22 protein-coding genes are annotated in these 25,505 nt (G+C 68.4%); 5 read left to right on the top strand and 17 right to left on the bottom strand.

Going from position 1 to position 25,505, the window contains the following annotated elements:
* Window positions 1-107: 107 nt before the first annotated feature.
* The gene (locus HP445_RS13915; protein ID WP_128779616.1) at window positions 108-1,208 is read right to left on the bottom strand and encodes a DNA cytosine methyltransferase; all 1,101 of its coding nucleotides are present in this window, start codon (window positions 1,206-1,208) and stop codon (window positions 108-110) included.
* A gap of 32 nt (window positions 1,209-1,240) precedes the next feature.
* The gene (locus HP445_RS13920; protein ID WP_128779617.1) at window positions 1,241-4,414 is read right to left on the bottom strand and encodes a sigma-70 family RNA polymerase sigma factor; all 3,174 of its coding nucleotides are present in this window, start codon (window positions 4,412-4,414) and stop codon (window positions 1,241-1,243) included.
* 202 nt (window positions 4,415-4,616) lie between these two features.
* Here HP445_RS13920 and HP445_RS13925 point away from each other — a divergent pair, with 202 nt between their 5' ends.
* Both HP445_RS13925 and HP445_RS13930 read left to right on the top strand, forming a co-directional pair.
* Complete coding sequence (locus HP445_RS13925) at window positions 4,617-5,609, top strand: PD-(D/E)XK motif protein (protein ID WP_164941080.1); 993 nt, start codon at window positions 4,617-4,619, stop codon at window positions 5,607-5,609.
* Window positions 5,606-8,623 (top strand): Z1 domain-containing protein, encoded by a 3,018-nt coding sequence (locus tag HP445_RS13930; protein ID WP_128779619.1) that lies wholly within the window; start codon window positions 5,606-5,608, stop codon window positions 8,621-8,623. Before HP445_RS13925 ends, HP445_RS13930 begins: the two co-directional genes overlap by 4 nt.
* A gap of 220 nt (window positions 8,624-8,843) precedes the next feature.
* On the opposite strand, the gene HP445_RS19315 is transcribed toward HP445_RS13930, so the two are convergent.
* The 7 genes from HP445_RS19315 to HP445_RS13970 all read right to left on the bottom strand — a co-directional run bounded on the left by HP445_RS19315 (window position 8,844) and on the right by HP445_RS13970 (window position 15,276).
* Complete coding sequence (locus HP445_RS19315) at window positions 8,844-9,209, bottom strand: MupG family TIM beta-alpha barrel fold protein (protein WP_128779620.1); 366 nt, start codon at window positions 9,207-9,209, stop codon at window positions 8,844-8,846.
* Entirely contained in the window at window positions 9,209-10,717 is a 1,509-nt protein-coding gene (locus tag HP445_RS13945; RefSeq protein ID WP_128779621.1) for a PTS transporter subunit EIIC, read from the bottom strand. The genes HP445_RS19315 and HP445_RS13945 overlap by 1 nt, the downstream gene beginning before the upstream one ends.
* A 45-nt stretch (window positions 10,718-10,762) precedes the next feature.
* Entirely contained in the window at window positions 10,763-11,686 is a 924-nt protein-coding gene (murQ, locus tag HP445_RS13950; protein ID WP_128779622.1) for an N-acetylmuramic acid 6-phosphate etherase, read from the bottom strand.
* 8 nt (window positions 11,687-11,694) lie between these two features.
* A complete protein-coding gene (locus HP445_RS13955) occupies window positions 11,695-12,600 on the bottom strand; it encodes a MurR/RpiR family transcriptional regulator (protein WP_164941081.1) in 906 nt (301 codons plus the stop codon).
* A 56-nt stretch (window positions 12,601-12,656) separates the two neighbouring features.
* Window positions 12,657-13,244, bottom strand: a complete 588-nt coding sequence (locus HP445_RS13960) for a hypothetical protein (RefSeq protein ID WP_128779624.1) — start codon at window positions 13,242-13,244, stop codon at window positions 12,657-12,659.
* 185 nt (window positions 13,245-13,429) lie between these two features.
* Window positions 13,430-14,533, bottom strand: a complete 1,104-nt coding sequence (locus tag HP445_RS13965; protein WP_128779625.1) for a DUF7224 domain-containing protein — start codon at window positions 14,531-14,533, stop codon at window positions 13,430-13,432.
* A complete protein-coding gene (locus HP445_RS13970) occupies window positions 14,533-15,276 on the bottom strand; it encodes an ATP-binding cassette domain-containing protein (protein ID WP_206647582.1) in 744 nt (247 codons plus the stop codon). Before HP445_RS13970 ends, HP445_RS13965 begins: the two co-directional genes overlap by 1 nt.
* Before the next feature lie 94 nt (window positions 15,277-15,370).
* Here HP445_RS13970 and HP445_RS13975 point away from each other — a divergent pair, with 94 nt between their 5' ends.
* Entirely contained in the window at window positions 15,371-15,799 is a 429-nt protein-coding gene (locus tag HP445_RS13975; protein WP_128779626.1) for a hypothetical protein, read from the top strand.
* A gap of 1 nt (window position 15,800) precedes the next feature.
* Here HP445_RS13975 and HP445_RS13980 read toward each other — a convergent pair whose 3' ends face one another.
* The 4 genes from HP445_RS13980 to HP445_RS13995 all read right to left on the bottom strand — a co-directional run bounded on the left by HP445_RS13980 (window position 15,801) and on the right by HP445_RS13995 (window position 18,085).
* The gene (locus tag HP445_RS13980; protein WP_128779627.1) at window positions 15,801-16,415 is read right to left on the bottom strand and encodes a hypothetical protein; all 615 of its coding nucleotides are present in this window, start codon (window positions 16,413-16,415) and stop codon (window positions 15,801-15,803) included.
* Entirely contained in the window at window positions 16,412-17,014 is a 603-nt protein-coding gene (locus HP445_RS13985; RefSeq protein ID WP_128779628.1) for a hypothetical protein, read from the bottom strand. Before HP445_RS13985 ends, HP445_RS13980 begins: the two co-directional genes overlap by 4 nt.
* A gap of 103 nt (window positions 17,015-17,117) precedes the next feature.
* On the bottom strand, window positions 17,118-17,597 hold the full coding sequence (locus HP445_RS13990) for a DUF4395 domain-containing protein (protein ID WP_128779629.1): 480 nt from the start codon (window positions 17,595-17,597) through the stop codon (window positions 17,118-17,120).
* On the bottom strand, window positions 17,594-18,085 hold the full coding sequence (locus HP445_RS13995) for a TlpA family protein disulfide reductase (RefSeq protein ID WP_128779630.1): 492 nt from the start codon (window positions 18,083-18,085) through the stop codon (window positions 17,594-17,596). The genes HP445_RS13990 and HP445_RS13995 overlap by 4 nt, the downstream gene beginning before the upstream one ends.
* 203 nt (window positions 18,086-18,288) lie before the next feature.
* On the opposite strand from HP445_RS13995, the gene HP445_RS14000 reads away from it, so the two are divergent.
* Window positions 18,289-18,507 (top strand): DUF1653 domain-containing protein, encoded by a 219-nt coding sequence (locus HP445_RS14000; protein WP_241660336.1) that lies wholly within the window; start codon window positions 18,289-18,291, stop codon window positions 18,505-18,507.
* Window positions 18,508-18,575: 68 nt separating this feature from the next.
* Window positions 18,576-22,070 carry a TM0106 family RecB-like putative nuclease gene (locus tag HP445_RS14005; RefSeq protein ID WP_128779631.1) on the top strand — a complete coding sequence of 1,165 codons (3,495 nt, stop codon included), beginning with the start codon at window positions 18,576-18,578 and terminating at the stop codon, window positions 22,068-22,070.
* An 11-nt stretch (window positions 22,071-22,081) separates the two neighbouring features.
* Here the strand turns inward: HP445_RS14005 and HP445_RS14010 are convergent, their stop codons facing one another.
* From HP445_RS14010 to HP445_RS14025, 4 genes are all read right to left on the bottom strand, one after another.
* Window positions 22,082-22,768 carry a hypothetical protein gene (locus HP445_RS14010; RefSeq protein WP_128779632.1) on the bottom strand — a complete coding sequence of 229 codons (687 nt, stop codon included), beginning with the start codon at window positions 22,766-22,768 and terminating at the stop codon, window positions 22,082-22,084.
* Window positions 22,769-23,316: 548 nt separating this feature from the next.
* A complete protein-coding gene (locus HP445_RS14015) occupies window positions 23,317-23,742 on the bottom strand; it encodes an SseB family protein (protein ID WP_164941082.1) in 426 nt (141 codons plus the stop codon).
* 95 nt (window positions 23,743-23,837) lie between these two features.
* Window positions 23,838-24,641 carry an SDR family oxidoreductase gene (locus HP445_RS14020; RefSeq protein ID WP_128779634.1) on the bottom strand — a complete coding sequence of 268 codons (804 nt, stop codon included), beginning with the start codon at window positions 24,639-24,641 and terminating at the stop codon, window positions 23,838-23,840.
* 157 nt (window positions 24,642-24,798) lie between these two features.
* On the bottom strand, window positions 24,799-25,464 hold the full coding sequence (locus HP445_RS14025) for a GOLPH3/VPS74 family protein (RefSeq protein ID WP_128779635.1): 666 nt from the start codon (window positions 25,462-25,464) through the stop codon (window positions 24,799-24,801).
* Window positions 25,465-25,505 lie beyond the last annotated feature (41 nt).

The following is a 25,505-nucleotide window of genomic DNA, read 5'->3' on the forward strand; positions in this document are numbered from 1 at the left end:
GCCGATCCAAGCCACGGCTCAACACCGTGAGATCCAGGTTCAAATCCATATTGAGTGTTATCGGCCCTCGACACCGTGCGCTGATCGACGCGAGCGGACCAAGCTTTTCAGCCAAGCAGCCCTGCGAGGTGCCGTCCGATTGCGGCGCCCAGCGGAATCGGCACTGCATTTCCAATCTGGCGCGCAATCTCGATCTTTGAACCCATGAAGAGGTAGTCGTCTGGGAACCCTTGGAGCGTCGCGGCCTCGTAGTGCGTGAGCGCTCGGTCCTCGACCGGATGAAGGTATCGTCCCTTCTCCGGCTTGAAGAACTCCGTGCGCACGGTGACCGCCGGTTTGTCCCAGTGCAATCGACCCATGACGTCAGCCGATCCTGATGTGTGCTTCTTCCAGCAGTCAGGCAAGAGCTCGTACGGGATGTCGAAACGGTTGCCCTTTTCGGGGATGTGGGCGAACCGTTCGCGCGAGAGGTCGGTGTAGTAGCGGGTGACATGCAGTTCGGCGGCGCGATAGGGCCCAGAAACCGCGCTTCCGTGGACAACGCGAGCGCGATTGGAGGGGAGGTCGATCGTGCTGACGGCGGCAGTCATTCCACGCTGTTTGAAGGCCTGTCCGACGGTGACATGCTGTTGCGCGCGCCCAGGGCCGTGTGTGGGCTCAGGGAAACCGGGCGCGACCTGATCGTCGCGCCACCCAATGATCACGGTGCGTTTCCGCGCCTGCGCCGCACCGTAGTCCGCTGAGTTGAGGACGCGCCAGTCGAAGGAGTAGTTGGATAGCATCCCCGCTTCGGAGGTTTCGCGGCGAAAGTCCTCAAACTGGGGAGACTTGGTGAACGCGGCGACGTTCTCAACCACGAAGTACTTGGGTTGGGCTCGCTTGACTGTCTCCGCGTATTGCTTCCAGAGGAAGTTGCGCACGTCCTCGGCGTCCTGCTTCCCGAGAGTGGAAAAGCCCTGACACGGCGGGCCCCCGAGGACAACCTCGACGGAGGGGATGTCCTCCTGTGCGAGCCAGTCCTCGATGGGACCGGCGAAGACGAGGTCGTCGCCGTGATTAGACGCGTACGTGGCTGCCGCTGCGGTGTCCATCTCGACCGCGCGGACCGTCGAGAACCGGTCCGAACCTTTGCGGAAGCCTTCGCTGAGGCCTCCGGCTCCTGCGAAGAGGTCGAGCGTGCGGATGGGGGCGAGCTGCGTAGTGGCCATGTCGGATCAAACCTACGGTACGAGCGCGCGGTTCAAGCGGGCGCGGCCGGCGCGCCGGCGGGACCAGGGTTCATCTCTGCGCGCTCCTCTGCGGGGCTCGGCTGACACCTCCGGAAGGCGTCCGCATGGCGCGGCTCCATCAGGACCCGGCAGGCGACACCAAACGGAGTCCGCTCAAGCCGGAGCGCGAGGTCGTGGATCGAGGCACCGGTAGTGAGCGCTGAATCGATGAGCTGTGCGTCCACGTCCGAGTATCCGGCACCGTGACGGGCGGGACGGCCAGAAGTCGGCGTTGACGTTTCGACGCCGAAGAGTGTCTGGCTGAGCGAGGCCAGGACAGTGCCACGAGCGACGTTCAGGCGGCGAGCTATGTCATCCGGGTGCTGGCCACTCAGGAAGGCAGCCGCCGTGTCCGGGGGGCTCGCAAGGAGATCGACTCTTGGCTGCGCCGATCTGTTGGCGGCGGGGTCCGCGATTATCGAAGGCACGGCCAGCCGATTCCGGCGCTTTTTCCGGCCATACTGCCTAACCTGCTCCTCGACGGTCAGAGACCTAGCTCTAGGGACCGAAGTGACAGGCCTATCTTCACGGACAGTGGTGTCGTCGATGAAGTGATGATCCGTGAGCATTGCCTGCCGACGCGGACCACGCATCTTCTCCAGCGCCTTCTTTTCCAGTTGTCGAATTCGCTCTCGGGTGACCCCGAACTCGACACCAATCGCATCAAGTGTCTGACGCTCGCCTCCGTCGAGTCCGAAGCGGAGCACGAGGACCCGTGCCTCCTTCCAGTCAAGGGTATTGAGGACTCGAACGAGGTCCCGTCGGAACAACAGTGCCTCGAGGACGTCGCTTGCGGAATCAACCGCGTCGTCTACGAGGTGGTCACCGAAGGGCTCGTCCCTTCGCAGTTCTGGGTTGTACCAAGGCGCGTCAAGTGACCACACATGTGTGAGCCGGTCTGCCGCGTCGAGCCGTTCGATGTCAGAGCGGTCAATTTCGGACTGCCGGGCGAGCTCGTCGAGCGGTACGCCATCCGGGTAGAGCGGTTCGAGCGCGGCGCGGGCACCGGACAGTCTCCGTAGTGACTCCATCAGATGAACTGGCAAGCGTATGGCGCGTGCTTTGTCGTCGAGCGCCCGCGAGATAGCCTGCCGGATCCACCAGGTGGCGTACGTTGAAAACTTCGTCCCCTGCGCGTAGTCGAACTTCTCGACCGCGTGGATGAGCCCCATGTTGCCTTCCTGGATCAGGTCGAGTGACTCCATGTCGCGACCTGCGTAGCGCCTCGCGACGGAGACGACCAGGCGCAAGTTCGCGTTGACGAATCGTGCCTTGGCGTGCTGACCAGCGTGAGCGATCTCTCGAAGTTCGCGTAGAAGCGACCTGCGCTGTTCCTGAGCGCTATCCGAGGCGAGATGCTCTTCGGCGAGCAACCCGGCCTCGATACGACGAGCGAGCTCGACCTCTTCGGCGGCGCTCAGCAATTGCGCTCTACCGATTCCCCAAAGGTACTGCTTCATCGGGTCCGCAGAGTGTGGGATGTCTCGATTGCGCTCGACGAAGCCAGGGGCGGGGCGCTCAATCGAGAAGCCGCCCTCGTCGACTCGCGTGGGTATCGGAACCTCGTCGCCGACCTGCCACCCGTCGAGATCGAGCTCGTCATCGGCAGGCGGTCGGGCTGCCCGGGTCGCCGTTTCGCGGGTTGCGTCGTAAGCGTGTTCGTCGATCTGCTGGAACGTGGCGGCGGCGAGAACAGCATGGATACGCTCGATCTGCTCAATCGTGCTCTGCTGCAAATGACCGCGCTCCAGCTTGTCTTGTAGCTGTAACACGATCGAGGTTTTGAAGAACGCGGCGTCGCCGCCGTGGACACCCTGGAGCTGCTCCCGGTAACCCTCGTTCAACCAGACCGTCGCTGCCGCGTGCTCCAGTTCGAAGAGCCGGCCGCGGCCCAGAGGCTTCCACAAGACGCGGAGGTTGTTGCCATCGTCACGGAATCCGAACTCCTCGTCCATCGCGCCGATGACGGCTTGGGGAAGCCCCTCCGCAATGCGCGCAACCGGCTTTGGGCCGCGCTCGCGTTTGCTGCCGAGCCGGAACACCTCCTTCGCCGCGGTCAGGAAGGACCGGAAACCCTGTCCGTCTTCTGCGACAGCTCGTTCTACCGCGTGGACACCGTCTGCCGTGAGCACGACGCCGTGCTTTTCGGGATTGATGCGAACGGCGCCAAGCGCCTCGACAGCCACGTCGACGGCGACCCGCGCAAGCTGCAGTTCGGCCAAGTTGCCGGGCAGCAAGTTCAACCAGCCGCCAGCTTGCTGTAGCCGATCGTTACGGTAGACATACAAACCCTGCCACTCCGCTCGCGGGCGCCCCAGCATTTTGGCGCTCGGACCCTGGTTCGCGGGCTGCATGATGTGGCAGGTGAAGCGCACCTCCGCACCTCCCGGGGTCGTTCCGGTCAGATTGAGCGGGTAACCGGCGGCACCAGACGTGAAATCGAAGGGGTCAACGGGGGTTACTTTGACGGGGACGCCGTCGCCCGTTCGTGTGTCGAACTGCTGCAGGACGATCGTGATGTCACCTCGCGAGATGATCCTGTGGAACGTCAGCCCGAGGTCGTGTCCCAGGCTTGTGAACACCTCGTCGAGCCAGCGCCGCCGATCGACCTCCACATCGCCGGTGAAGACCGAATGCAGGTGGTCCCATTCCACCACAGTGCCGCTTTCGACACGGGCGAAGCCGCCAGCTCCCTTCGTGAAACCGCGCTGGGCGTCAGCGTCGCTCAGGACTTCGCCCTCGAATCGTCCGCGCGCGAGACGTATCGCTCGCGTCGGCTCATAGCCACACCTGGAGTAAACAGTCAGCCGGTCAGCCTGACTGAATGACGCTGCTTTCAAGCCGACGCCGAAATGACCGTGCTCGGCCGCTCCGTACTTGCGACGGACGCCGAGGCGCATCGCTGACGCGAGCTGCGTTGCGGACATCCCTGCGCCGTCGTCATGCATCCGGATCCCGATGAGCTCCTCGTTGCGTGTGATGAATCGCGCGAGGAACTTGGTCGCGCCCTTGTCGATGGAGTTGTCGATCAAATCGGCCATCGCAGTGGCCAGAGAATGCCCGGCTCCGATCGCGCTGAGGATCGAAGGATCCGGGGCGAGGTCGACGACATGCGCGGCCTCGGCGTGTTCTTCGGTCGACTCCATGACTGGGGACGCTACAACCCTCCTCGGACACTCAACGACCGGGATCCCTGGAATCAAGTACCGGCGTTCTCCCCAAAACGGGGGGGAGCAGACAGTCCCCTTGACACGGTTAAGCTCTGCGGGTGCGCTGCCATGGTGTGCTCGCTACTTGCGCGACGCATCGGGACGCAGAAGTCGCACGGCGGACGAACAAGGGGGATGTATGGTCGGCGGTGCTACCGAGGATGTTGTTCAGCATCTGACGCCGGAGACAGTGGACGTGTACTTTCGGGCGGCGGCGCCAGCTCGTTTCCGATTGAGCGCGAAGATCGACGCCTTTCTCGACATCGACCCCCAGGCTCAGCGAATCAGCCTGCACGTGCCGGCGCGAGGTGAGGCGCCTGACGTTTCTGCCTTTGAGCGGATCACTGTCGCCAAGACGATCTTGGCCGGCCATTCGAGGGAGTGGTTTCGCATCGACATCGACGCAGCAGGCATGCGGTACGAGGCGTACACGCTCGCGGAATCCGTCGTCGACCAGATGCAGTACGGGGCGACGCCGCGCCACGCGCTGTCCGAGACCCTCGAGGCGCTGAAAGACCTCCTCACCAGGCGCCGCCGCCTGACGGACGAGAAGGAGGCCGGCCTCCTCGGCGAACTGCTCCTGCTGCGGCACGTGATTGACGTGATCGGCGAGGACGCCGCCATCGCCACCTGGTTGGGGCCCGAGTCCGGGGAGCACGACTTCGGCTTCGAGGACTTCGAGGCGGAGGTGAAGACCACCAGGTCCGAGGCGCGTGTGCACGTGATCGGCTCCGAGACTCAGTTGATGCCCTCGCCCGGCCGCCCGCTTCACCTAATCTCCATCCAGCTCACCCTCGCGGGGCACGGCCAGGACGGCTTCACCCTTCCGCAGCTCGTCGACGAGGTGCGTTCGCGCGTTGACCATAGCGCCCGTGCCCTTGACGACCGCCTCGAATCGGCTGGCTGGCAGGACGAGGCGCGCGACCTCTACACCCTGCGTTTCCAGTACCGCAGCCGCCCGAGGGCCTTTCTCGTCGACGAACTCTTCCCTGCGATCACGCGCCCGCGCCTGGACGAAGTTGTGCCTCAGCCGGTGCATGTGGGTAGCGTCTCGTATCGCCTTGACGTCACCGATTTTCCCTTCACCGATGCACCCGCACCGTTGAACGGCTTCTGCGAGGGAGAGGAATGAGCACCGTCGAAACGGTCACGCTCGCGAGTGCGATCCAGTCCGCATTCAACGCAATGGAGAAGACGGGGCCGAAGGCGCTGCTCCCACGCGTGAATCTGGACGTCGAGGAAGCTGGCCACGACGCCGTCGATGAGGCCACGGTGGTCTCCTTCATAGTCGAGGCCGGCGTAAACGACCCCGCGCGGTACGCGGCACATATCGCGCTGGCTCAATGGGACGTGGCGGAGGGAGTCGAGTGGCCGGACGGCGCCACGATCGGCTCCTCCGCCCGACGCCAGCGGGTCTACGACCTGCTCAAGTTGGGCGGTGCCGCCCGCACCCGCCTCAATGAGGTGTTCCCGAGCCAGGCGCTCGTCGACTCCGTCATCACGAGCGACCGGTGGGACCCCTGGTACACGACGGCCCGCCAGGAACGTGACTTCTACTGGAAGGCGTACAAGGGCGTCCTCGAAGGCAAGAAGTGGAAGCCCGAGGCGATTGCCGAGGTCGACGCGTCTGCTTCGAAGATCGTCAGTCGGCTCGCAGACCCCGCCGCCGAAGAGGCCTATTCTTCGCGCGGCCTCGTCGTCGGCTACGTGCAGAGCGGCAAGACTGCGAACTTCACCGGCATGATCGCGAAGTCCATCGACGCCGGCTACCGGCTCGTCATCGTGCTGACAGGCACGATCGAGCTCCTGCGCGGGCAGACGCAACGGCGCCTGGACATGGAGCTGATCGGCGAGGAGAACATCCTCGGCGGCCACGACAAGAACGACGTCAATGCCGTCCGCGACGTCGACTACGCCGGCAACGGCGACACGGACTGGCTCGCCGGCAAATTCCTCCGGCACGGCATCGATCTCAACGCGCGCCGGGACATCCCCTCAATCAAACGCCTGACCACGGCCAGCGGCGACTACAAGGCGTTGAAGCAAGGTCTGGACACGCTCGACTTCCGCTCGGCGGCCGAGCTCGCCGATATGAGCAAGCCTGTGAACCACCCCGACAACCTGTTCGGCACCAATGTGCGCATCGCCGTGGTGAAGAAGAACAAGTCCGTGCTCACCAAGCTCCTCACCGATCTGAAGAACGTCAGGACGCGCCTCGACGAGATCCCCGTGCTCCTGATCGACGACGAGGCGGATCAGGCCTCGGTTAACACCAAGAACAACACGAAGAAGACCCGGCGCACTGACGAGGAGAAGGACAGGACCGCGATCAACAAGCTGATCTCGGACATTCTGGACACCATGCCGCGGGCGCAGTACGTGGGCTACACGGCAACCCCGTTCGCCAACGTGTTCGTCGAGCCGGATGACGAGATCGACGTCTTCCCGCGCGATTTCATCGTGAGGCTTAAGGCCTCCGCTGATTACATGGGCGGCACGAGGTTTCACGACCTCGAACCCCTGCAGCCTGGCGAGGAGGCGACCGCTGCGAACTCCAACGAGGAGGCGCACGTGCGTGATCTCGTCGCCGCACCGGGAACAGCGGCCGAGGTCACCGAGATTCGGCAGGCTCTCGACGCCTTCGTTCTCACTGGCGCGATCAAACTGTGGCGGCAGACGCAGGATCCGGACCTCAAATTCCGGCACCACACGATGCTCGTGCACGAGGACGTGACGCAGGCTGCTCACAGCACTCTGGCGACGCTCATCCGACAAGTGTGGGCGGAAGCTGCCTATCGCTCGCCCGAGGCGAAGGCCCGCCTTCGCGAGCTGTACGAGACCGACTTCGCCCCAGTGCACCGGGCGCGCGGTGGCTGGGGCCTCCGGCTCCCTCTGGCGTTCGACGACCTCGCCGAGTACATCGGTGAAGCTGTAGCCAAGGTCATGTCGGACAACAACCCCGTAGTCGTCGTCAACGGCTCCAAGGAGAGCGACTACAACGAGATGGACTTCACGACCAAGCACTACTGGCGTGTCATGGTCGGCGGCACCAAGCTCAGCCGTGGCTTCACAGTCGAGGGCCTCACCATCACCTACTTCAAGCGCCGCGCCATGGCCGCGGACACCTTCATGCAGATGGGTCGCTGGTTCGGCTACCGGCCCGGCTACCGCGACCTCGTTCGGCTGTACATCGCGCGTGACGTCACGGACTCTCGAGGCAAGAGCTACGACCTCTATGAGGCCTTCACCGCGATGGTGCAGGACGAGGAAGCATTCCGCGAGCAGCTCGACGAGTTCTCAGAGGTGGACCCTGAAACCGGGCGACCGGCGATGCGACCGATCGACGTCCCGCCTCTCGTGTTCCAGCAGCTCCCGTGGCTTCGGCCGACCTCTGGCAACAAGATGTACAACGCCGAACTCGCTATCGAGGGAAGCCCCGGGAAGACCCGGGACTTCCCCATGCAGGCCAAGAGAGGAACCGGAGCAGCCAACGCCCGCCACTTCGAACTGGTCACCCCGTGGCTCGACGAGCGGGGCCAAACGGTGGACCTCCTGACGGACTTGGGGGGCAGCTACAAGGCCCGGGTGGCAATCCTCCCCGCGGCCGAAGTCGCGGACGTGCTCGACAGGTTCACCTGGGCGGACGGCTACTCGTTCAAGCCCACCGTCCTTTTCATCGAACGAGCCGTCGAGGCCGGACAGCTCGACGATTTTGCCCTCGTCTTTCCCGAGCTGTCGATTGACGGTGAGCAGCTCCACGACGTCACGGGACGAGACGTCCAGATCCTCCAGCGCGCGAGGCGTGATGACCGCCGCGGATTCTCCGGAAGCTCCGCTCGCCAGCGTCACGCCGTCGAGTTCATCGCCGGGGCATCCAAGGAAGGGCCCACCGGACCGGAAGCCAACACGTTGCGACGAGAGAAGGGGCGCGGAGCGATCCTTTTCACTTTCGCCGACGACGTGATCGGACCTGACGGCTCGGCCCTCAGCCGGAAGACGTCCGAAATCACGGGGGCTGTCGACGCGACGGATGTGGCGACTCTCTTCTCGATCGTAATGCCGACATCGACACAGTCGCTGAGCCGGGTCGGGTTCCGTGCGAAGCGTTCCGATGTCGACTACGGGCAAATCATCGACGCCGACTGACTTCGGAAAAATCCACGAGTTACGCGTGGAGAAAGGCTGTCTTGGGCGACGACGGACGGCACACGCCGTTCGATACAGGCCAACAAGGGCCGTGACACCAAACCGGAACTCGCCGCCCCGCGGATCCTGCATGCGGCGGGCCTGCACTACCGGGGAAACTAACCCTTCCTGCCCCGACGCACGGCCGAGATCGTCTTTACGCGAGCGAAAGTCGCCGTTTTCATCGATGGGTGCTTCTGGCGCGGGTGTCTGGCCCATTACCAACCCCCATCAACGAACCGCGGATCTCAGGTACCGAGAACCTGAAGTCGATCCGCGCCCGAGCCACTCCGATCGACCGCAGGAAGTCCCACGGCGAATCACCGAGCAGCCGAGCGGTGTTGGGGGAGACATCGGCCACGACCGACAGTCCCGAGGATGCAGCAGCCGACACGATCGCGGTCGCAGCTGCCCGGGCTCCCGCAGGAGAGTCTTCCGGGACGTGCAAAGAGGTGAACGCGAGCGTCGCACCTGCGGCCGCGGCGGCCTCGAAGGTCGGGCCAGCCAGCGGACCGTGCGCCAGGTACGCGCTCGCGCCCAGGCGCATCAGCGCGCAGCTCCCGCGGAGTCAGCCGGCGTGACCTGCACGTCGAGCGGCGCGTCCGGAGCGACGGGGTCGCCGGATGGTGCAGACGACTGCGCCTCGAGGTCGGCCCGCACCGAGTCGGAGACCCCGAACAGCAGCGTTGCCACGAACCCCACGACGTACGCCACCACGAGCCCCGACCCGTACCCGAGCAACGCCCACCCGTACCCGGACGACCCGTTCAGCAGCGGGATGAGCGACAGGTCCGAGGCCCCGATGGCGATCGCCCCGACGGAGTGCCCGAGCTGGTCGAACAGCCCGACGACCCCGCCGCCGAACGCCCCGCCGATGCACGCGGTGATGAAGGGCCGCCCGAGGGGGAGCGTCACGCCGTAGATCAGGGGCTCGCCGACACCGAGGAACCCGGCCGGGAGCGCCCCGCGGATGGTCCGCACCAGCGATGCGTTCGACCGGAACCGCACCCACAGCGCGATGCACGCGCCGATCTGCCCGGCACCACCCATCGCCAGCACGGGCAGCAGCACGGTCCACCCGGTCTGGTCGATCAGGGTGGTGTGGATCGGGATGAGTCCCTGGTGCATGCCGGTCATGACGAACGGCAGGAAGAACCCTCCGAGCACGAAGCCGGCGAAGGCGCCACCGTTCGCCAGCAGCCAGGTCGCAGCAGTACCGATCGCGACCGAGACGACACCGGCGACGGACATGAGCACGCCTAGGGTGATCGAGCCGGCGACGAGCACGGTCACGGTCGGCACGACGATGAGCGCGATGACGTCCGGCGTGACCCGGCGCATGAAGCGCTCGACGTAGGCGGCGAGGATGCCACCGGCCAGCGCGCCGAGCACACCGCCCTGCCCGGGAGCCAGGGTCTCGCCGAACACCGTGACGTTCGCGACACCGGCCGCGACGATGATGCCGCCGACCGCACCACCGAGAATGGGCGTGCCGCCGAACTCCTTCGCGGCGTTCATCCCGACGAACACGGCGAGCAGCGACAGGAAGCCGGACGAGAGCACGCCGAGGAACGGCGTCAGCGCAGGCACCCACCCCAGGTTCGTCAGGATGCCGTTGATCCCGGCGATCAGCCCGCAGGCGATCAGCGCGGGGATGAGGGGGATGAAGATCGCAGAGATCTTCCGGATCGCGCGCATCGTGCGCCCGTCGGAACGGGACCGCGCGGTCGCCTTGATGGACGCACCGCGAGCAGCGAGCTCGTCAGGCGACGCACCAGGCCCACCAGCCGCAGCCGGCGGGGCGGCCGCGCGTAGGGCCTCCAGGCCGTCGGCCACGCGGTCGACGAGACCCGGGCCGAGCACGATCTGCAGGTTCGAGCCGGCCGCGATGGCGGCCATGACGCCGTCAGTGGCCTTCAGGTCGTCGAGCGCGACGGAGGAGTCGGACACGACCTCGACCCGCAGGCGGGTCATGCAGTTCTCGACGTCGGCGATGTTCGCGGAACCGCCGACGGCGTCGAGGATCTGCTGGGCGAGTTGCTGTGCATCGGGCATTGCTGTGCTCCTCGGGGGAAAGGAAACGGAAAAGGGGAACGAGCTCTACAGCACGGCGCGCAACGAGCCAGCAGCAGCATCGAGGCGCTCGCGGGCATCGGCAGCCGAGGCGCCGGTCAGGATCACGGCGATGGCGGTCTTCACCTCGCCGTCCGAGGCTTCGAGCGCTGCCTGGACCTCGGCGGGGGGAGCACCGGTGACGTCCTGCACGAGCGAGAACGCCCGGGCGACGAGCTTCGCGTTCGTCGCCCGCACGTCGACCATGCGGTTGCCGTACGTCTTGTGACTGCGCACCATCGCGAGCGTGGTGAGCATGTTCAGGACGAGCTTCTGCGCGGTGCCCGCCTTCAGGCGGGTCGACCCGGCGATGAACTCGGGGCCGACGACGACGTCGATGGCGATGTCGGCCTCCCGCCCCGCGGCCGAGTCGGGGTTGCACGCGACGGAGACCGACAGGGCGGAGCGGCGCCGGGCCTCCAGGATGGCCGCGATGACGTAGGGAGTCCTGCCGGACGCGCTGATCCCGACGACCACGTCGTCGGCCGTCAGACCGAGCGCGTCGAGGTCGCGGACGGCGGCTGCTTCGTCGTCCTCCGCGCCCTCCACCGCGGTGGTCAGGGCGGGATCGCCGCCGGCGATCACGCCGACCACCTGGCTCGGGTCGGTGCCGAAGGTGGGCGGGCACTCGCTGGCGTCGAGGACGCCGAGCCGGCCCGGCGTGCCGGCGCCGACGTAGACGAGCCGGCCGCCGCGCGCGAACGCTGCGGCGATCGAGTCTGCCGCCAGGGCGATGGCCGGGAGGCACGGCTCCAGTGCCGCAGGCACGCTGCGGTCTCCGGCGTTCATGCGCTGGGCAGCTTCCAGCGTGGAGATCGTGTCGATGTCGTCCAGCGAGTGGTCGGTCGCCTCGGTGGTGAGGGCGGCGAGTTCGTCGCGGAGGGCGTCGTGGGGTTCGTGCGTCTGGTCCATGGTGGTGCTCAGTTCCGGTGGTGGGTGCGGACGGCGTCGCGGCTGCGGGCGAGGAGCGGCTGGGAGCGCTCGTCGGTGCGCTGCGCGACGACGATGAACAGGGTGTCGACGATGGCGAGCTGACTCATCCGGCTGCCCATGGCCGCGGGGCGCAGGGCACTCTCGGCACCGGCGACCCCGAGCAGGACGTGGTCGGCGGTGGTGGCGAGCGGGGCGGCGGCGTGGCCGGTGATCGCGACGATCGTGGCGTGCTGGGCTCGGGCGGCGTGGGCGACCTCGAGGGTCTCGACGGTGGAGCCCGAGTGGCTGACGAGCACCAGGACGTCGTGTTCGCCGATGACGCTCGCCAGGGTCAGGGCGTTGTGTGGGTCGTCGGCGATCGAGCTCACGATGCCGATGCGCTCGAGCTTGAGGTGCAGGTCTCGGGCGACGATGCCGCTCGCGCCGACGCCGTACAGGACGACGCGGCGGGCGTTGGCGAGTTTTCGTGCTGATTCGTCGAGCGCGTGCGGGTCGAGTGCGGCGCGGGTGTCGGCCATCACCGCGCGGACGTCCTCGGTGACCTTCGCGATGACGGTGGCGACGTCGTCGTCGACCGCGACACCGGCGTGGATCTCGGTCGACTCACGCTCGTGGATCCCACGTTCGACTGCTCGGGTCATGCTGCGCTGCAGGGCTGCGAAGTTCGCGAAGCCCAGGTGCTGGGCGAAGCGGGAGACCGTGGCAGGGGAGACCCCGGCCCGGCCGGCGAGGTCGGTGGCGTTGGTGGTGGCCGCGGCTGCCGGGTCCTCGAGGACGGCGTCGGCGATGGCGCGCATGCTCGACGGCATGCTCGCCGACTGGGTCCGGACGAGGGCGAAGGCATCGGCGCGCTCGGACCGCTCGGATCGCTCGGGCCGCTCGGTGATCGTCATCCCGCCATGAAAGCCTCTTTCGTTGGCGAGCGCCAGTGCTGAAAGTAAATTGCGTGTTACGTCGTTGTGCTCGACCGGTGTGCCAGCGGACTGACGATGGCGGCGATCACCAGGGGGAGGACGAACGCCCACGACGCCGGGTCGGTGTTCGTCGACACGACTCCGGCCCATCCGGCTGGTTGGTCCGGGGTCCCGCGACCGAACAGCGCTGCGACGAACAGGTAGAGCACGCCCGGCACGGACTGGTACCGGTCGCCGAGTACCGCTCGGCTGACCAGTGCGAGTGCGCAGAACGCGATCGTGTTCCGGGCGGTCGCGACCGCGGCCTCGGGTGCGGCGCCGACCGCGAGGCCGATGCTCGCGGTGGCGGTCACCAGCGCGACCACGGCGATGACGGTGGCCAGCTCGAGCAGGTCCGTCCGCCGAGTGGGCGCGGGGAACGGTGCGCGGGTGATCGAAGCGCTCGTCGCGATGGCGATCACCAACGGGAGCACGGCCGCGACGGGGATCAGTGCGAACGGTGCGCCGCCGCCGAACGAGGGGAAGAGCATGCCGATCGGGCCGAGCGTGATCGAGAGCACCGTCAGGGCGGTCGTGAGTCCGAGCAACGGCAGGGTGCGGTGGACACGCAGCCACCAGATCACGAGGACGGCACCGGGATGTGGCCGACCGAGCAATCCGTCAGGCGGTCGATCGTCGCCGTGACCCACGCGGCCTGAGCGGGGGCCGGAGCACGACGGAGGGCTCGCAGAACGTCGGGGTCATCCAGCTCGAGGGCGGGTTCCACGTGGTCGGCGTTCACGATGCCCTCGGCGGCGACGTCGATGAGCTATCGGTTGGCAACAGCGGCATCGTTGAGGCGTTCGGCATCGTCCTCCTCGGTGCCGCAGTACGCCACCTCGGCGTCGCCGAGCAAGGAGGTGGTGATGCTGTGGAGCAGGTCGGCGTCGGTCATCCGGACCTGGACGATCATGTTCAGGACGTCGGGTGTCGACGGCGCGTTGCTCGCGCGGATGGTCGACGGCACCGTGATGCCCGAGCGGCCGATGTTCTCCACGGCCTTCCGGATCACCGACTGCGAGTCGTCGCTGTCGCGTTGCTCCGGGAAGAGGCAGATCGTCGGCGCCGCGCCGCTGCAGATCGCCTGCGCTTGCGGGCGGTCGACGATCGGTGCCGCGCCGAGGACGGAGCCGGCGGTCAGTGCGACGAGGGTGATCACGGCGAACGAGCTCGCGCCTATCGGGACACCGAACCGGTGGACGCTGTTGCCGCTCGAGCGTCGAGCGACCGTGATGACGAGCAAGCTGCACCCGGCGAGCACACTGAACGCCGTCGCGATGACCGGTGCCCGGACGTCGAGCGCGGTCTCGACCGAGCAGCAGTCCGCCATCACGAGACCGGCGAGGTACCGGAGTGGGAAGTAGTCCACGGACCAGGTGAAGCCGAGCCAGCTGTACGAGACGAGCAGACTCAGCGGGATGGACGCCACCGGCGGGACCCACCGCCCCAGTGCGAATCCGATGCAGCTGTGGAAGAACAGGATCCCCGCGAAGGCCAGGCCGACGAGGGGCGACGGGCCACCGGGAGCGCCCCAGGTGTCCCGACTCATGAGTGCGACCGCGACGAGCTGGAGCAACAGCCCGGCGGCCAGTGGTGTCCACAGGTGATCGGTGACGACTGCTGCGCTGGATCGGCTGCTGGACTCGATCACCGGCGCTGCGGCCCGGAAGCGCTTCCCTTCCCAGGCGCCGGCCGTGGCCGCGACGCCGCACGAGAACACCAGGTAGATCGCGGAGCCGGCCATCGCCGCGGGCCAGTAGCCGGCGACGGTCGTCTCAGCTGCGAACTGCACGCTGTAGGCGACGACGCCGAGCAGCCCAGGAGCGAGGAGCCACACTGCGGCTCGGCTGCGCCACGGGATAATCGGGCGCATCAGTCGTCCTCACTCGTGAACCGCGCGTACGAAGCGGTGATCGCCTCGGTGGGCGAGAGGTCTGCGAACGGCTCGGTGAACGACGCGACCGAACCAGCGAACGGCACCCGGCCGTCGACGAGGACGGTCACGTGGTCGTAGGTCGTGGCGACGTCCTCGGTCTGGTGTGTCGAGACGACGACGGACACTTCCGTCGGCAGGTTCTGGATCACCCGAGCGAACCGCGCGCGCTGCGCCGGATCGAGTCCGGCCGTCGGTTCGTCGAGCAGGATCCACTGCGCGCCGGACACCAGCGCGCCGGCAACGCCGAGCCGCCGGATCTGGCCGCCCGACAACGAGGTCGCTCGTGCGTCGGCTCGGGTGGTGAGATCGACGGCGGCCAGGGCGGCCGTCGAGCGAGCCCAGGCGTCGGCGCGCGACAGGCCCTTCAGCCAGCCGCAGTAGGCGACGTGCTCTCGAGCGGTCAGGCCGGGGAAGGCGCCGCTCCGCTGCGGAAGCCATGCGACGCCGCGGCGGTACCGTCGGCGGTTTCCGCGCGTCCCCGGTTCCCCCAGTCCCTCGATGCTGATCGTCCCGGCGCGGGGGCGGAGCGTGTCGGCGACGAGCCCGAGCAGGGTCGACTTGCCAGCGCCGTTCGGCCCGAGCAGGACGCTCGCTCCGGTCGGGAACACCGTCGACAACCCGGAGAGCACCGTGTGGTCGCGCCGGTACCCGAAGGTGAGTTCGTCGATCTGTATGCCCACTGCGCCCCCTTGAAACCTTGTACTGGTGTTTCACCGTACAGTAGCGTGCACTCGGCTCGGACAGCCCGGGCCATTACCTCAAGGGGGAAGTGCAATGGTCAATCTCAGTCGTCGTCTCGCGGCAACCGTCGCAGGGGGAGTCGTGGCCGCCACGGTGTTCGCGGCAGCGCCGGCGTTCGCCGAGGGTTCCTGGTCGTCGAAGCTGACCGGTGTCGCGATCGGCAAGAACTCGAGGAGCTGGCAGGACTCGCACAAGGACAAGGTGCGGACTGCCACGACGTTCGCGAGCTGCCGGATCTCGGGGAACGCGAGCGGATTCCGATCCGCCACCGTCCGGCTCTACGACGAGCGCGGCCTGTTGCCGGACAAGAGCATGGGGTCGAAGGTGAACAAGTGCGGACGGAGCGACTGGGGCGTGATGACCCGGCCTGACCGGTACCACTGGACGATCACGGCGCTCAACGGCTCCTCGTACGAGCCCGCTCTGCGGCTGTCGGTGTCGCGGGTGCGGCAGGCCTACTGAGTCAGCGCTGGCGGGCGGCTGCCTCGGTGGCCGCCTGCACGTAGCGCCGGCAGCTCCGGGACTGGTGGAGGAAGAGTGGCGTGAAGACGACGGCCGCAACGAGGAGCGTGCCGCAGAGGATCCGACTGAAGACGGCAGAGAAGGGGTCGTCGCCGACGAGGTTCGGGAGCTGCGGACCGACGATGCCGAGGCAGAGCAGCAGGAACTGACCGAGGGCGATCGGCTGGTAGGCGGCGCGGAGACGGGCGATGTCGACCGCCCGTCGTGCGAGGTCAGAATCGGCCGGTTCGATCGGGGCTTGCTTCGCGATCGCCTGCGCGAGGGTCTTCCGGCCGAAGCGCGAGAGCCCTTCGAGGGGCGCCTGCATCTGCGGAGTCAGCCGGAGTGTGGTGGCGACGAGCGAGAACGCCCCCGCGAGTCCTCCGACCGCCACCGTGCACCCGACCACCACGATGGGCCATCCCGGGCCTCGGCGCGCGTCTCCGAGCAGGATGACGACCACGACGCCCACCATCAGGCCGACGATTCCGCCGGCCAGGATGATCCAGGCCGTCCGGCGCCAGGCTCGGCGGGCGATCGTCTCGGGTGTCTCTGGTGTCTCCGTCGCGGTGGTCATGCGACGGCGACCGGAGTGTCGGTGCGGCGTTCGTTGTCGGCGGTGGCGGCATCCGCGTAGCGCCGCGCTCGGCGGCCTCGGACGACCAGCAACGGCGCGACGAACACCATTTCGATGACGAAGAGCGCGAGGAAGATCCGGCTGATGATCGCGTTGCCATCGCCGGTGACGACCCGGGCGAACTGGGGAGCTGCGGCTCCTGCGAACAGCAGGAGGTTCTGGACGAGGATCAGCCCGTTGAACGCGGCGGTCCCGCGGGCGACGGTGAGCGCGCGATGCTGCAGCTCCGGGCCTGCGTCGTCCGCGAGCGGAACGCCCGAGCGGATGGCACCCTTGATGATCTTGCGACGGTCTCTCGTCAGGTCCTCGGTCGCCTGCGTGATTATCGACGACGCGCGTGCCGTGGCGGGGAGCAACGAGAGCATCCCGGCCATGCCGACGAGCACGGCGACGCACGTGCAGATCGCCAGGGCGACGGTCCAACCGCCCTCGTCCCGCGAGGTTGCCCAACCCGCAACTGCCCCCGCGACCGCGGCGATCGACACGACCAGGGCGGTACGACGCCAGGCACGCCGGATGATTCGTTCGTCTTCCCCCACCCGCTCACCCTACGGGGCGGGGCAGAGCCGTGTTCTGGAGCCGAGCACCCGTCGGCCGCTGGCGGTGCGGTCGAGGTGGGGCGGGCCTCCAGGCCGGACGCCGTCAGGCGACGCCGCGCCGCGGACGGAAGACGCCCGCCCGGACCAGCCACACGTAGAGCAGGCAGCCGATGCAGACGTCGAAGACAGCGTTGAGGAACGCGGCCACCAGGGCGACTGCGGCACCGATCGGGGCGGCGTACGGCACGCCGAGCAGTGCGAGGAGTAGGGCGACCGCGGTCACGAACAGGCCGACCTGCTGGGCGAAGGTCGGGGGTTCCGGGGCCTCGAGTTCGGCGGGCGGGGCGAGGCGTGGACGGACGACCCGTCGGAAGAGTGCGCCGTAGGGGTGGCGGCGGATGCCGGCGATGCCTCCGACGGCGAACAGCGCGACGATGACCGCGAGCAGCACGATGCCGGCGATCCACGTCTCGGGGATGAGCGTGAGGACGATCGTCGCGGCGAGGAGCACCGTGGTGATGGCGGCGCCGAAGCGTGGGGAGCGCGGGTCGATGCCGCGTGTGGGGTCGGTCGTCGTGGTCATCGGGACTCCTGGGTGCCGGTCGTGTCTGCGGTGCCTGTGGTGCCTGCGGTTCCTGCGGTCAGGACGGCGTCGAGGGCTGCGGCGAGCTCGGGTGGGCGGGGTGGGCCTCCGAAGCGGGTGCGGACGGTCCCGGAACCGTCGACGAGCAGGACCGTGGGGGTCTGCAGGACGTTGAAGCGGCTCGCCAGTCCGGGGTGCTCGGCGAGGTCGATCTCCAGTCGGGAGACACCGTCGTGTCGGGCTGCGACGGAGTCCAGGTGCCGGGCGGTCGCGGGGCAGCGGGCACAGGTCGGGGTGGAGAACTGGAGGAGGGTGGCGCGCGTGCCGAAGGCTGTCGGCGGGGCGAGGTCGGCGACGGTGCTGGCGGTGCCAGCGGCTGAGGTCGTGCTGGGCTTCGCGCGGCCGGTCCTGGAGCGGAGGAGCAGCCCGAGGACGGTGGCGAGGGCAAGAACCCCCGCCAGCACGGCGACGGCCACGATGACGGTCATGGTGCGACCGTACGTCGTGGTGCTGTCCGCACGGAAGCACGTGTCCGTTCGTGACGGGGCCGGGCGGTCAGGCGGCCCGGCGCAGCCGTCGCGTCGTTCCGCCGGCAGGCGAGCGTCCCGCCAGTGTGGGGACACCTTCGCCTTGAACAGGCATACGTTTCTCGCGTCGGCAGCGGACGGCTCGCCTGCCTACGATCGAGAGTGTGAGCTTCGACGTGACACCTGGGCGGTACCGGCACTTCAAGGGGAACGACTACGAGGTGGTGCTGGTCGCCCGTGACGTGGAGACCGAGGAGCCCGTGGTCGTGTACCAGGCGCTCTACGGCGAACGCGGGCACTGGGTCCGCTCGCTCGCCGACTTCACCGCGCACGTCACGCGCGACGGGTACGACGGGCCCCGGTTCGTGCCGGTCGGCAGCTGACAGCCAGAGCAGCCGGTGTCGGCGCCCACCCCTAGGCTTTCAGGGCACCGGAGAGCAAGGGGGAGCGCATGCAGATCGGCGTCGACGGGCACGTGCTGCTCAGCCCGAGTGACCTGAGCACGTGGTCGGCCTGCGAGTGGGCGTTCCTCCGCCGCCTCGACGCCAAGCTCGGTCGCGGGGAAGCCCTGCCCGACGTGCACGACGACATGCTCGAGCGCACGGCTCGGCTGGGGGACCAGCACGAGCTCGACTACCTCGACATCCTCAAGCAGACCCGCAAGGTCGTCGAGTTCGACCGCCCCGCCCCGCCGGACTACGTACGCGCCGCATCCGAAGCACGACAGGCCTTCGCCGACGGTGCCGACGTGCTCTACCAGCCGACCTTCCACGCAGCACCGACCGCCGACGCCCCCGGCTTCATCGGCTTCGCGGACTTCATCATCCGCAACGACCACGGCGAGTACGAGGTCTACGACACCAAGCTCGCCCGCCACGCCAAGATCAGCGCCCTGCTCCAGCTCGCCGCCTATGCCGAGCAGATGCAGGCGCACGGGATTCCCACCGGTGAGCAGGTGCACCTGGTGCTCGGCGACCGGACGACGACCACGCACGACCTCGCCGACATCGCGCCGGTGTACCGCACGCAGCGCGCCGAACTCCAGCGGGTCATCGCCGAGCGCATCGCGGCAGACGAACCGCTGCGGTGGGGCGACCCGCGCTACTCCTCCTGTGGCCGATGCGCCGTCTGCTCCACACAGGTCGCCGAGCACCGCGACCTCGTCCTCGTCGCCGGCATGCGCCTGGACCAGCGGGCGAAGCTGATCAAGCACGAGGTGCGGACGATCGACGACCTGGCGATCCGCACCCGGGCAGTACCGGGCTTGTCCCGCGCGACGCAGGATCGGCTGGTACGGCAGGCGAGCCTCCAGATCGAGTCGGAAGACGCCCGACGGAAGGGCGCCGACGGGCCGGACCAGCCCGTCAAGCCGCGCTTCGAGGTCCTCGACGCCCGTGCGCTCGACGCGATCCCGGCACCCGACCCGGGCGACGTGTTCTTCGACTTCGAAGGCGACCCGCTGCACACCGAGGACGGCGTGCACTGGGGCCTCGACTACCTGTTCGGCCTGGTCGACGACCGCGCCGAGTTCACCGCGTTCTGGGCGCACACCATCCGCGACGAGCGAGTTGCGCTGGAGCAGTTCCTCGCGTTCATCGAGGCCCGGCGGCAGCAGTACCCGGGCATGCACATCTACCACTACGCGGCCTACGAGCGGACGCACCTGCTGTCGCTCGCCGCCCGGCACGGGGTGGGTGAAGAGGCCGTCGACGACCTGCTGCGCGCCGGGGTCCTGGTCGATCTGTACCCGATCGTCCGGAAGGCCCTGGTCGTCGGCAGCCACAGCTACTCGATCAAGAAGCTCGAACCGCTGTACATGGGCTCGGACCTGCGCGAGAGCGACGTCACGAACGCCGCGGACAGCATCACCGCCTACGTCGACGCGATCGAGGAGCTCCGGAACGGCGACGCGGCCGAGGGGCAGCGGATGCTCGACCAGGTCGCCGACTACAACGCCTACGACTGCCGCTCGACCCTGCGCCTGCGCGACTGGCTCCGCTCGCTGCGCACCGACGACCCCGACGCGGCCGACCCCGCGCTCGAGCTCGAGGTCCCACCGATCCCGGTCGAGCGCGAGCCGAACCCGGTGTACGTCGCGCTCGCCGCGCAGCTCGAGGACGTCGACGCCCTCGACCGCACCCCGGACCAGACCGCGTTGGCGCTCGCCGCGGCCGCGATCGACTACCACCGCCGCGAGGCCAAGACCTTCTGGCAGGACCACTTCGACCGCCTGCGGAACCCGGTCGACGACTGGGCCGACACGCGTGACGTCCTGGTCGTGGAGCGTGCATCCGTCGAGCGCGACTGGGACACGCTGCCGCGCGCCCGCTCGCAGTCGCGGGAACTCCGGTTGTCGGGGACGCTCGCGCCCGGCTCGCGGCTCCGGCCTGGAGGCACGCCCCACCTGGTCTACGACGACCCGCTTCCGCCATCGGTCGCCTCACCGGGCCCCGGGTCGAAGGGCGCGTCGTCGCGCGCCGTGATCGTGGACGTCTGGGACAACGGCGATGCCGTCGAGGTCCTTGTGAAAGAGGGACTGCCCGTCGGTGGCGAACCGCACCACGAGTTCCCGGTGGCCCTCGCCCCGTCGGCACCGCCCCGCGCGAAGCCGCAGCCCGAGGCGATCGCGTGGTGGGGCCAGGCCGTGCTCGACGAGCTGCCGGCGATGCTGCCCGACCCGGCGCTCGACCTGCTGCGCCGGGTGCCCCCGCGTGGCCCGATCGTCCCGGTGCAGGGCGACGACACGGTGTCGGCCGTCGTGTCGACCCTGCTCGGCCTCGACCGGTCGTACCTGGCGGTCCAGGGCCCTCCCGGCACGGGCAAGACCTACGTCGGCTCGAACGTCGTCGCCCGGCTCGTCCGCGAGTACGGCTGGCGCGTCGGGGTCGTCGGGCAGTCCCACGCGACGTCGGAGAACTTCCTGACCTCGGTCGTGAACGCCGGTGTCCCCGCGGACCGGGTCGTGAAGGTGCCGAAGTCCGGCGCGACCGAGGACGAGCTCGACGCCGCGGCCTGGACCCCGGTGAAGAACGGTGCCGCGGTCGCCGCGTTCCTGTCCTCGTCCGAGGCCTCGGGTACCGGCGGTGTCGTCGGTGGCACGGCATGGACGTTCGCGAACGAGTCGACGATCGAGCGCCGTTCGCTCGACCTGCTCGTGGTCGACGAGGCCGGACAGTTCTCCCTCGCACCGACCATCGCGTCGTCGGTCGCCGCGACCCGGCTCCTGCTGCTCGGCGACCCCCAGCAGCTGCCCCAGGTGTCACAGGGCTCGCACCCGGAGCCCGTCGACGAGTCCGCACTCGGCTGGCTCGCCGACGGACAACACGTCCTGCCGCCGGAGTTCGGGTACTTCCTGGCCCGCACCCGCCGCATGGAGCCCGCCCTGACCGAGTCCGTCTCCGCCCTGTCGTACGACGGAAAGCTCGCCTCGATGGTCTCCGGGCGGCACCTCGACGGCATCGACGCGGGTGTGCACCCCGTGCCGGTCGTGCACGCGGGCAACACGACGTCCTCTGCTGAGGAGGCAGCCCGGGTCGTCGCGCTCGTGGGCGACGTCGTCGGTCGCACCTGGACCGACGGTTCCGACACCCGGGCGCTGACCGACGAGGACGTCATCGTGGTGGCGCCGTACAACGCGCAGGGGGCACTGATCCGGCAGGAGCTCGACCGCGCGGGCTTCACCGGCACCCAGGTCGGCACGGTCGACCTGTTCCAGGGTCGCGAGGCCGTCGTGTCGATCGTGTCCCTCGCGGCATCGAGCGCAGCGGACATCCCACGCGGCCTCGACTTCCTGCTCATGCCGAACCGGTTGAACGTGGCGATCTCGCGGGCGAAGTGGGCGGCGTACCTCGTGCACTCGCCATCGCTGACCACGGGGCTGCCGCCGTCGATCGCGGGCCTGTCCCTGCTGTCCCGCTTCATCGAGCTCGTCGAACCGCGCCGCTGACCAGCGGGAAGTCAGCCCGACTCGACGGTGCCGATGGTCGAGCTGTATGTCGCCACCGCCCCGAACTGTGCTCCGATGATCGTGACGGTCCACGCCGTGCCGTCCGGGGCGACGGAGTACAGGAGGCGTGCGCCATCAGGAACGGCAGCGAGCCCGGTGCCGTCGGGCAGGAGGATCCGCTCCGGCGCGGTCAGCCCGACGGACAGAGTCGACGGGTACGGACCGGTGCCGAACCTCTGCTCCATGACGAAGGCGAGTGTGCCGGCGCTCTGTGCGACGGCCGACCGCTCGGTCTCGACAGTCGCCGGAGCTGGCGGCGAGGCAGGTTCTGGCGTAGCTCCCGGAACAGCAGACTCCACCGGAACAGCGACGGCCGGGCGTTGCGGGACCGCAACCGGTCCGACGGCAGCGCTCCGGTCATCGAGGGGGAGCGAGAGTGCTGGCAGGTGGACACCGGTACCCGCCAGAGCAGACCCGATGACCGCGTACGCCATGAGCGCCGTCCCGACGCTGCCGAGGATCGCACCTCCGCGACCGAATGCCCGCGCAGTGGCCGAGCCCCATCGTGCTGTCTTGATCGCCTGCACGCCGAAGACGATCGCCGAGATGCCGATCGTCGAGACGATGAAGCCCGTCTGGATCCCGGACTGTTGCGGCTCGACGAGTGCGATGACCACGCTGCCGAAGCCGAGCAGCATCGCAAGGGTCGCGAACGCCCAGGGCCTCGTGCGCCGGCGTGGCTTCGCGTTCAGCAGCGGTGAGGGTGCGTGGAGCGTCGGCAGCCGGCGTGCACCGCTTCGCGAGGGTCCTGATGAGTACTCCGGAGGGGACCAATCTCGTGGTCCTGGCCCGCCCAACGGCATCGTCGTTCCCCCGTCTGCTCAGTACGACGGACCCATCTTGATGGGCGCCGCTGACATGAGCGATCCCCAGAACTGGGTTGACGGGCTGGCCAGGAGTGAAGGTGGCAGACCGCTACGATCACGCGGACATCGGCACCGGATGCCCTCGGCCTCGGGCAGGTCATCCGACGGACGAGGTCGCAGGGATGGGCGGTCGCTGTCGGCACCGCGACCGTCATGGCGATCGTGGTGTCCGTGACCTGGGTGGTCGTCGCGGAGCACGCTGGGTGAGTCAGCGCTGCGTGACGGTTCTGGTTCACGAACCCCGGGGATCGTGAACCAGAACCGTCACCCGGCGGAAAACGCCCCGCACTCACCCGGAGCGGACGGTGAGACGGAGCGGGTCAGTCGTCGCTGGTCGGGACGCCGCTCTGCATCTGCGCCCGCATCTGGGCGAGGACATCGGCGTGCAGGAAGTTCGCCTCGGCCGCACTCGTGGGGTCGACCACGATGCCGAACTCCTCGGGGAGCGCGGACACGAGCTCGGACATCGGCACCGGACGCCCCTCGGCCTCGGGCAGACCAGCGGCGAGTTCGTCCGGGTCGGTGAAGACGGGCACGAAGGGCTTGTCCCGGATCATGACGTGGGCGACGCTGCCGGCCTCCGGAGTGCCTGCTGGCTTCCAGGGGACCCACGCCGCGCTGCGCAGGAAGCCCGCGGGCGAGGCGGCCATCCTCCGTCGCAGTTCGGCGGCCGCGGTCGGCGGGGCCTTGTCGACGCCTCGGCCGAAGGCTGACCCGTTGGTCTGATCGGTACTCACGCCAGCCATGCTGTCACGGTCGGCGGACATGGCGGGGCCGAGCCGCGCCTCCAGGCCGAAGCCCGGCGCACGCGGACGTGGGCCGGGCGTCAGAGGTGACGGTCTCAGTACGCGGCCGACTGCCCGCCGTCGATCGGGACGACCGTCGCGTTGACGTAGGACGCGTCGTCGGACAGCAGGAAGGCGACGACGGCGGCGATCTCGGGGGCCTCGCCGTAGCGCTTCGTCGGGTTGACCTGGATGAACTCCTCGGCGGCCTTGCGGGGGTTCTCCGCATCGAGCTGCTTCATCGAGTTCTCGACCATGGGCGTCCAGATGGCACCGGGGGCGATGGCGTTGATGCGGATGCCGTAGCGGCCGTACTCGACGGCCGAGTTGCGGGTGAGGCCGACGACGCCGTGCTTGGCGGCCGCGTACCCGGACTGGTTGCCGATGCCGCGGATGCCGCCGACGCTCGCGGTGTTCACGACCATGCCGGAACCCTGCTCGCGCATGACCTTGAGCACCTTCTCGAGGCCGAGGAACACGCCGCGGAGGTTGATCGACACGACCTTGTCGAACTCGGCGGCGGTGAAGGACTCGGTGGGGTTCTGCTTGCCCTCGATGCCGGCGTTGTTGAAGAAGCCGTCAATGCGGCCGAAGCGCTCGGTCGTGGCGGTGACGTAGGCGTCGACCTGGGCCTCGTCGGACACGTCGGCGACGGTCGTCAGGACCTGCGCGTCCGGGGTGGATTCGAGCACGGCGGTCTTCGTCGCCTCGAGTCCCTGCTCGGAGACGTCGACCAGGGAGAGCGCAGCGCCCTCGGCGGCCAGGCGGACGGCGGTCGCGCGGCCGAGGCCGGAGCCGCCGCCGGTGATGAGGACGACGCGGTCGGCGAAGCGGGTGGTGCCGGTGGTGGTTTCGGGCATGGTGGGAGGCCTCCTGAGGTCTTCGACGGTGAAGGGCTCGGGGTCCGCGGTGGGGCAGCGAGTCCGATCGATGCATCTGCATCGAGATGGCTAGACTACACCTGTCGTTTAAGAGTGGAAACAGCAGGCGTCCGGGCGCCCCATCACGCTGCCGGCCTCAGCTCGTCACGATCGACGTCGTCGTTGCCATGGTCGCAGCCATGATCACGACGATCGTCGCGGCCTCGATCTCCTCGAGCACGGCCTTCACCGCCGGGCTCGCCCAGGTGCCCGAGGTGATCTCCTTCACCAGGTCCTTGTCGACGGCGCCGAACTGCTTGCGCAGGGTGTTCGTCGCGTCGAGCAGGCCGATGACCGCGGCGGAGAACGGCGTGGGTCCTGCCCGGCCAGCCAGCACGTCCCCGATGCCGGAACGCAGCAGTGCCTCCGGGGCTCCGTCCCGCTCCGGGTGCTTCGTGGTGGGGAAGAGGCCGAGCACCTTGCCCTGCTCGACGCTGATGATGCCCCTGGCGACGAGGCCGGCGAACACGTCGTCGCGCAGCCGCTGCTTGCCGAGTCGGCTCACCCACCACTTCGCCTTGCGCGGTGCACCGGATGCCGCGATCGACCCGACGACGCCGTCGAGCACCGGGTCGCCCGTGGCGGCGCCGTTGACGACGGTGACCAGGCCGTCCTGCAGCGAGATGGCACCGCGGAGTGCGAGGTCGGCGAGGACCGCACCCGCGAGACCGGTGTCCAGCGTCTGCCCGTCGAGGGACTTGCGGCCGTCGGGCTCGACCTGCAGGAGCGCGAACGCCTGTGGGACCGTGAGTTGCTCAGCCATGCCCGCAGCCTGCCACGCGGGGCGGAGGTGCGCCGGGCCTC

It is taken from the genome of Curtobacterium flaccumfaciens (genome assembly GCF_013359815.1).
GTDB classification, from domain to species: Bacteria; Actinomycetota; Actinomycetes; order Actinomycetales; family Microbacteriaceae; genus Curtobacterium; species Curtobacterium flaccumfaciens.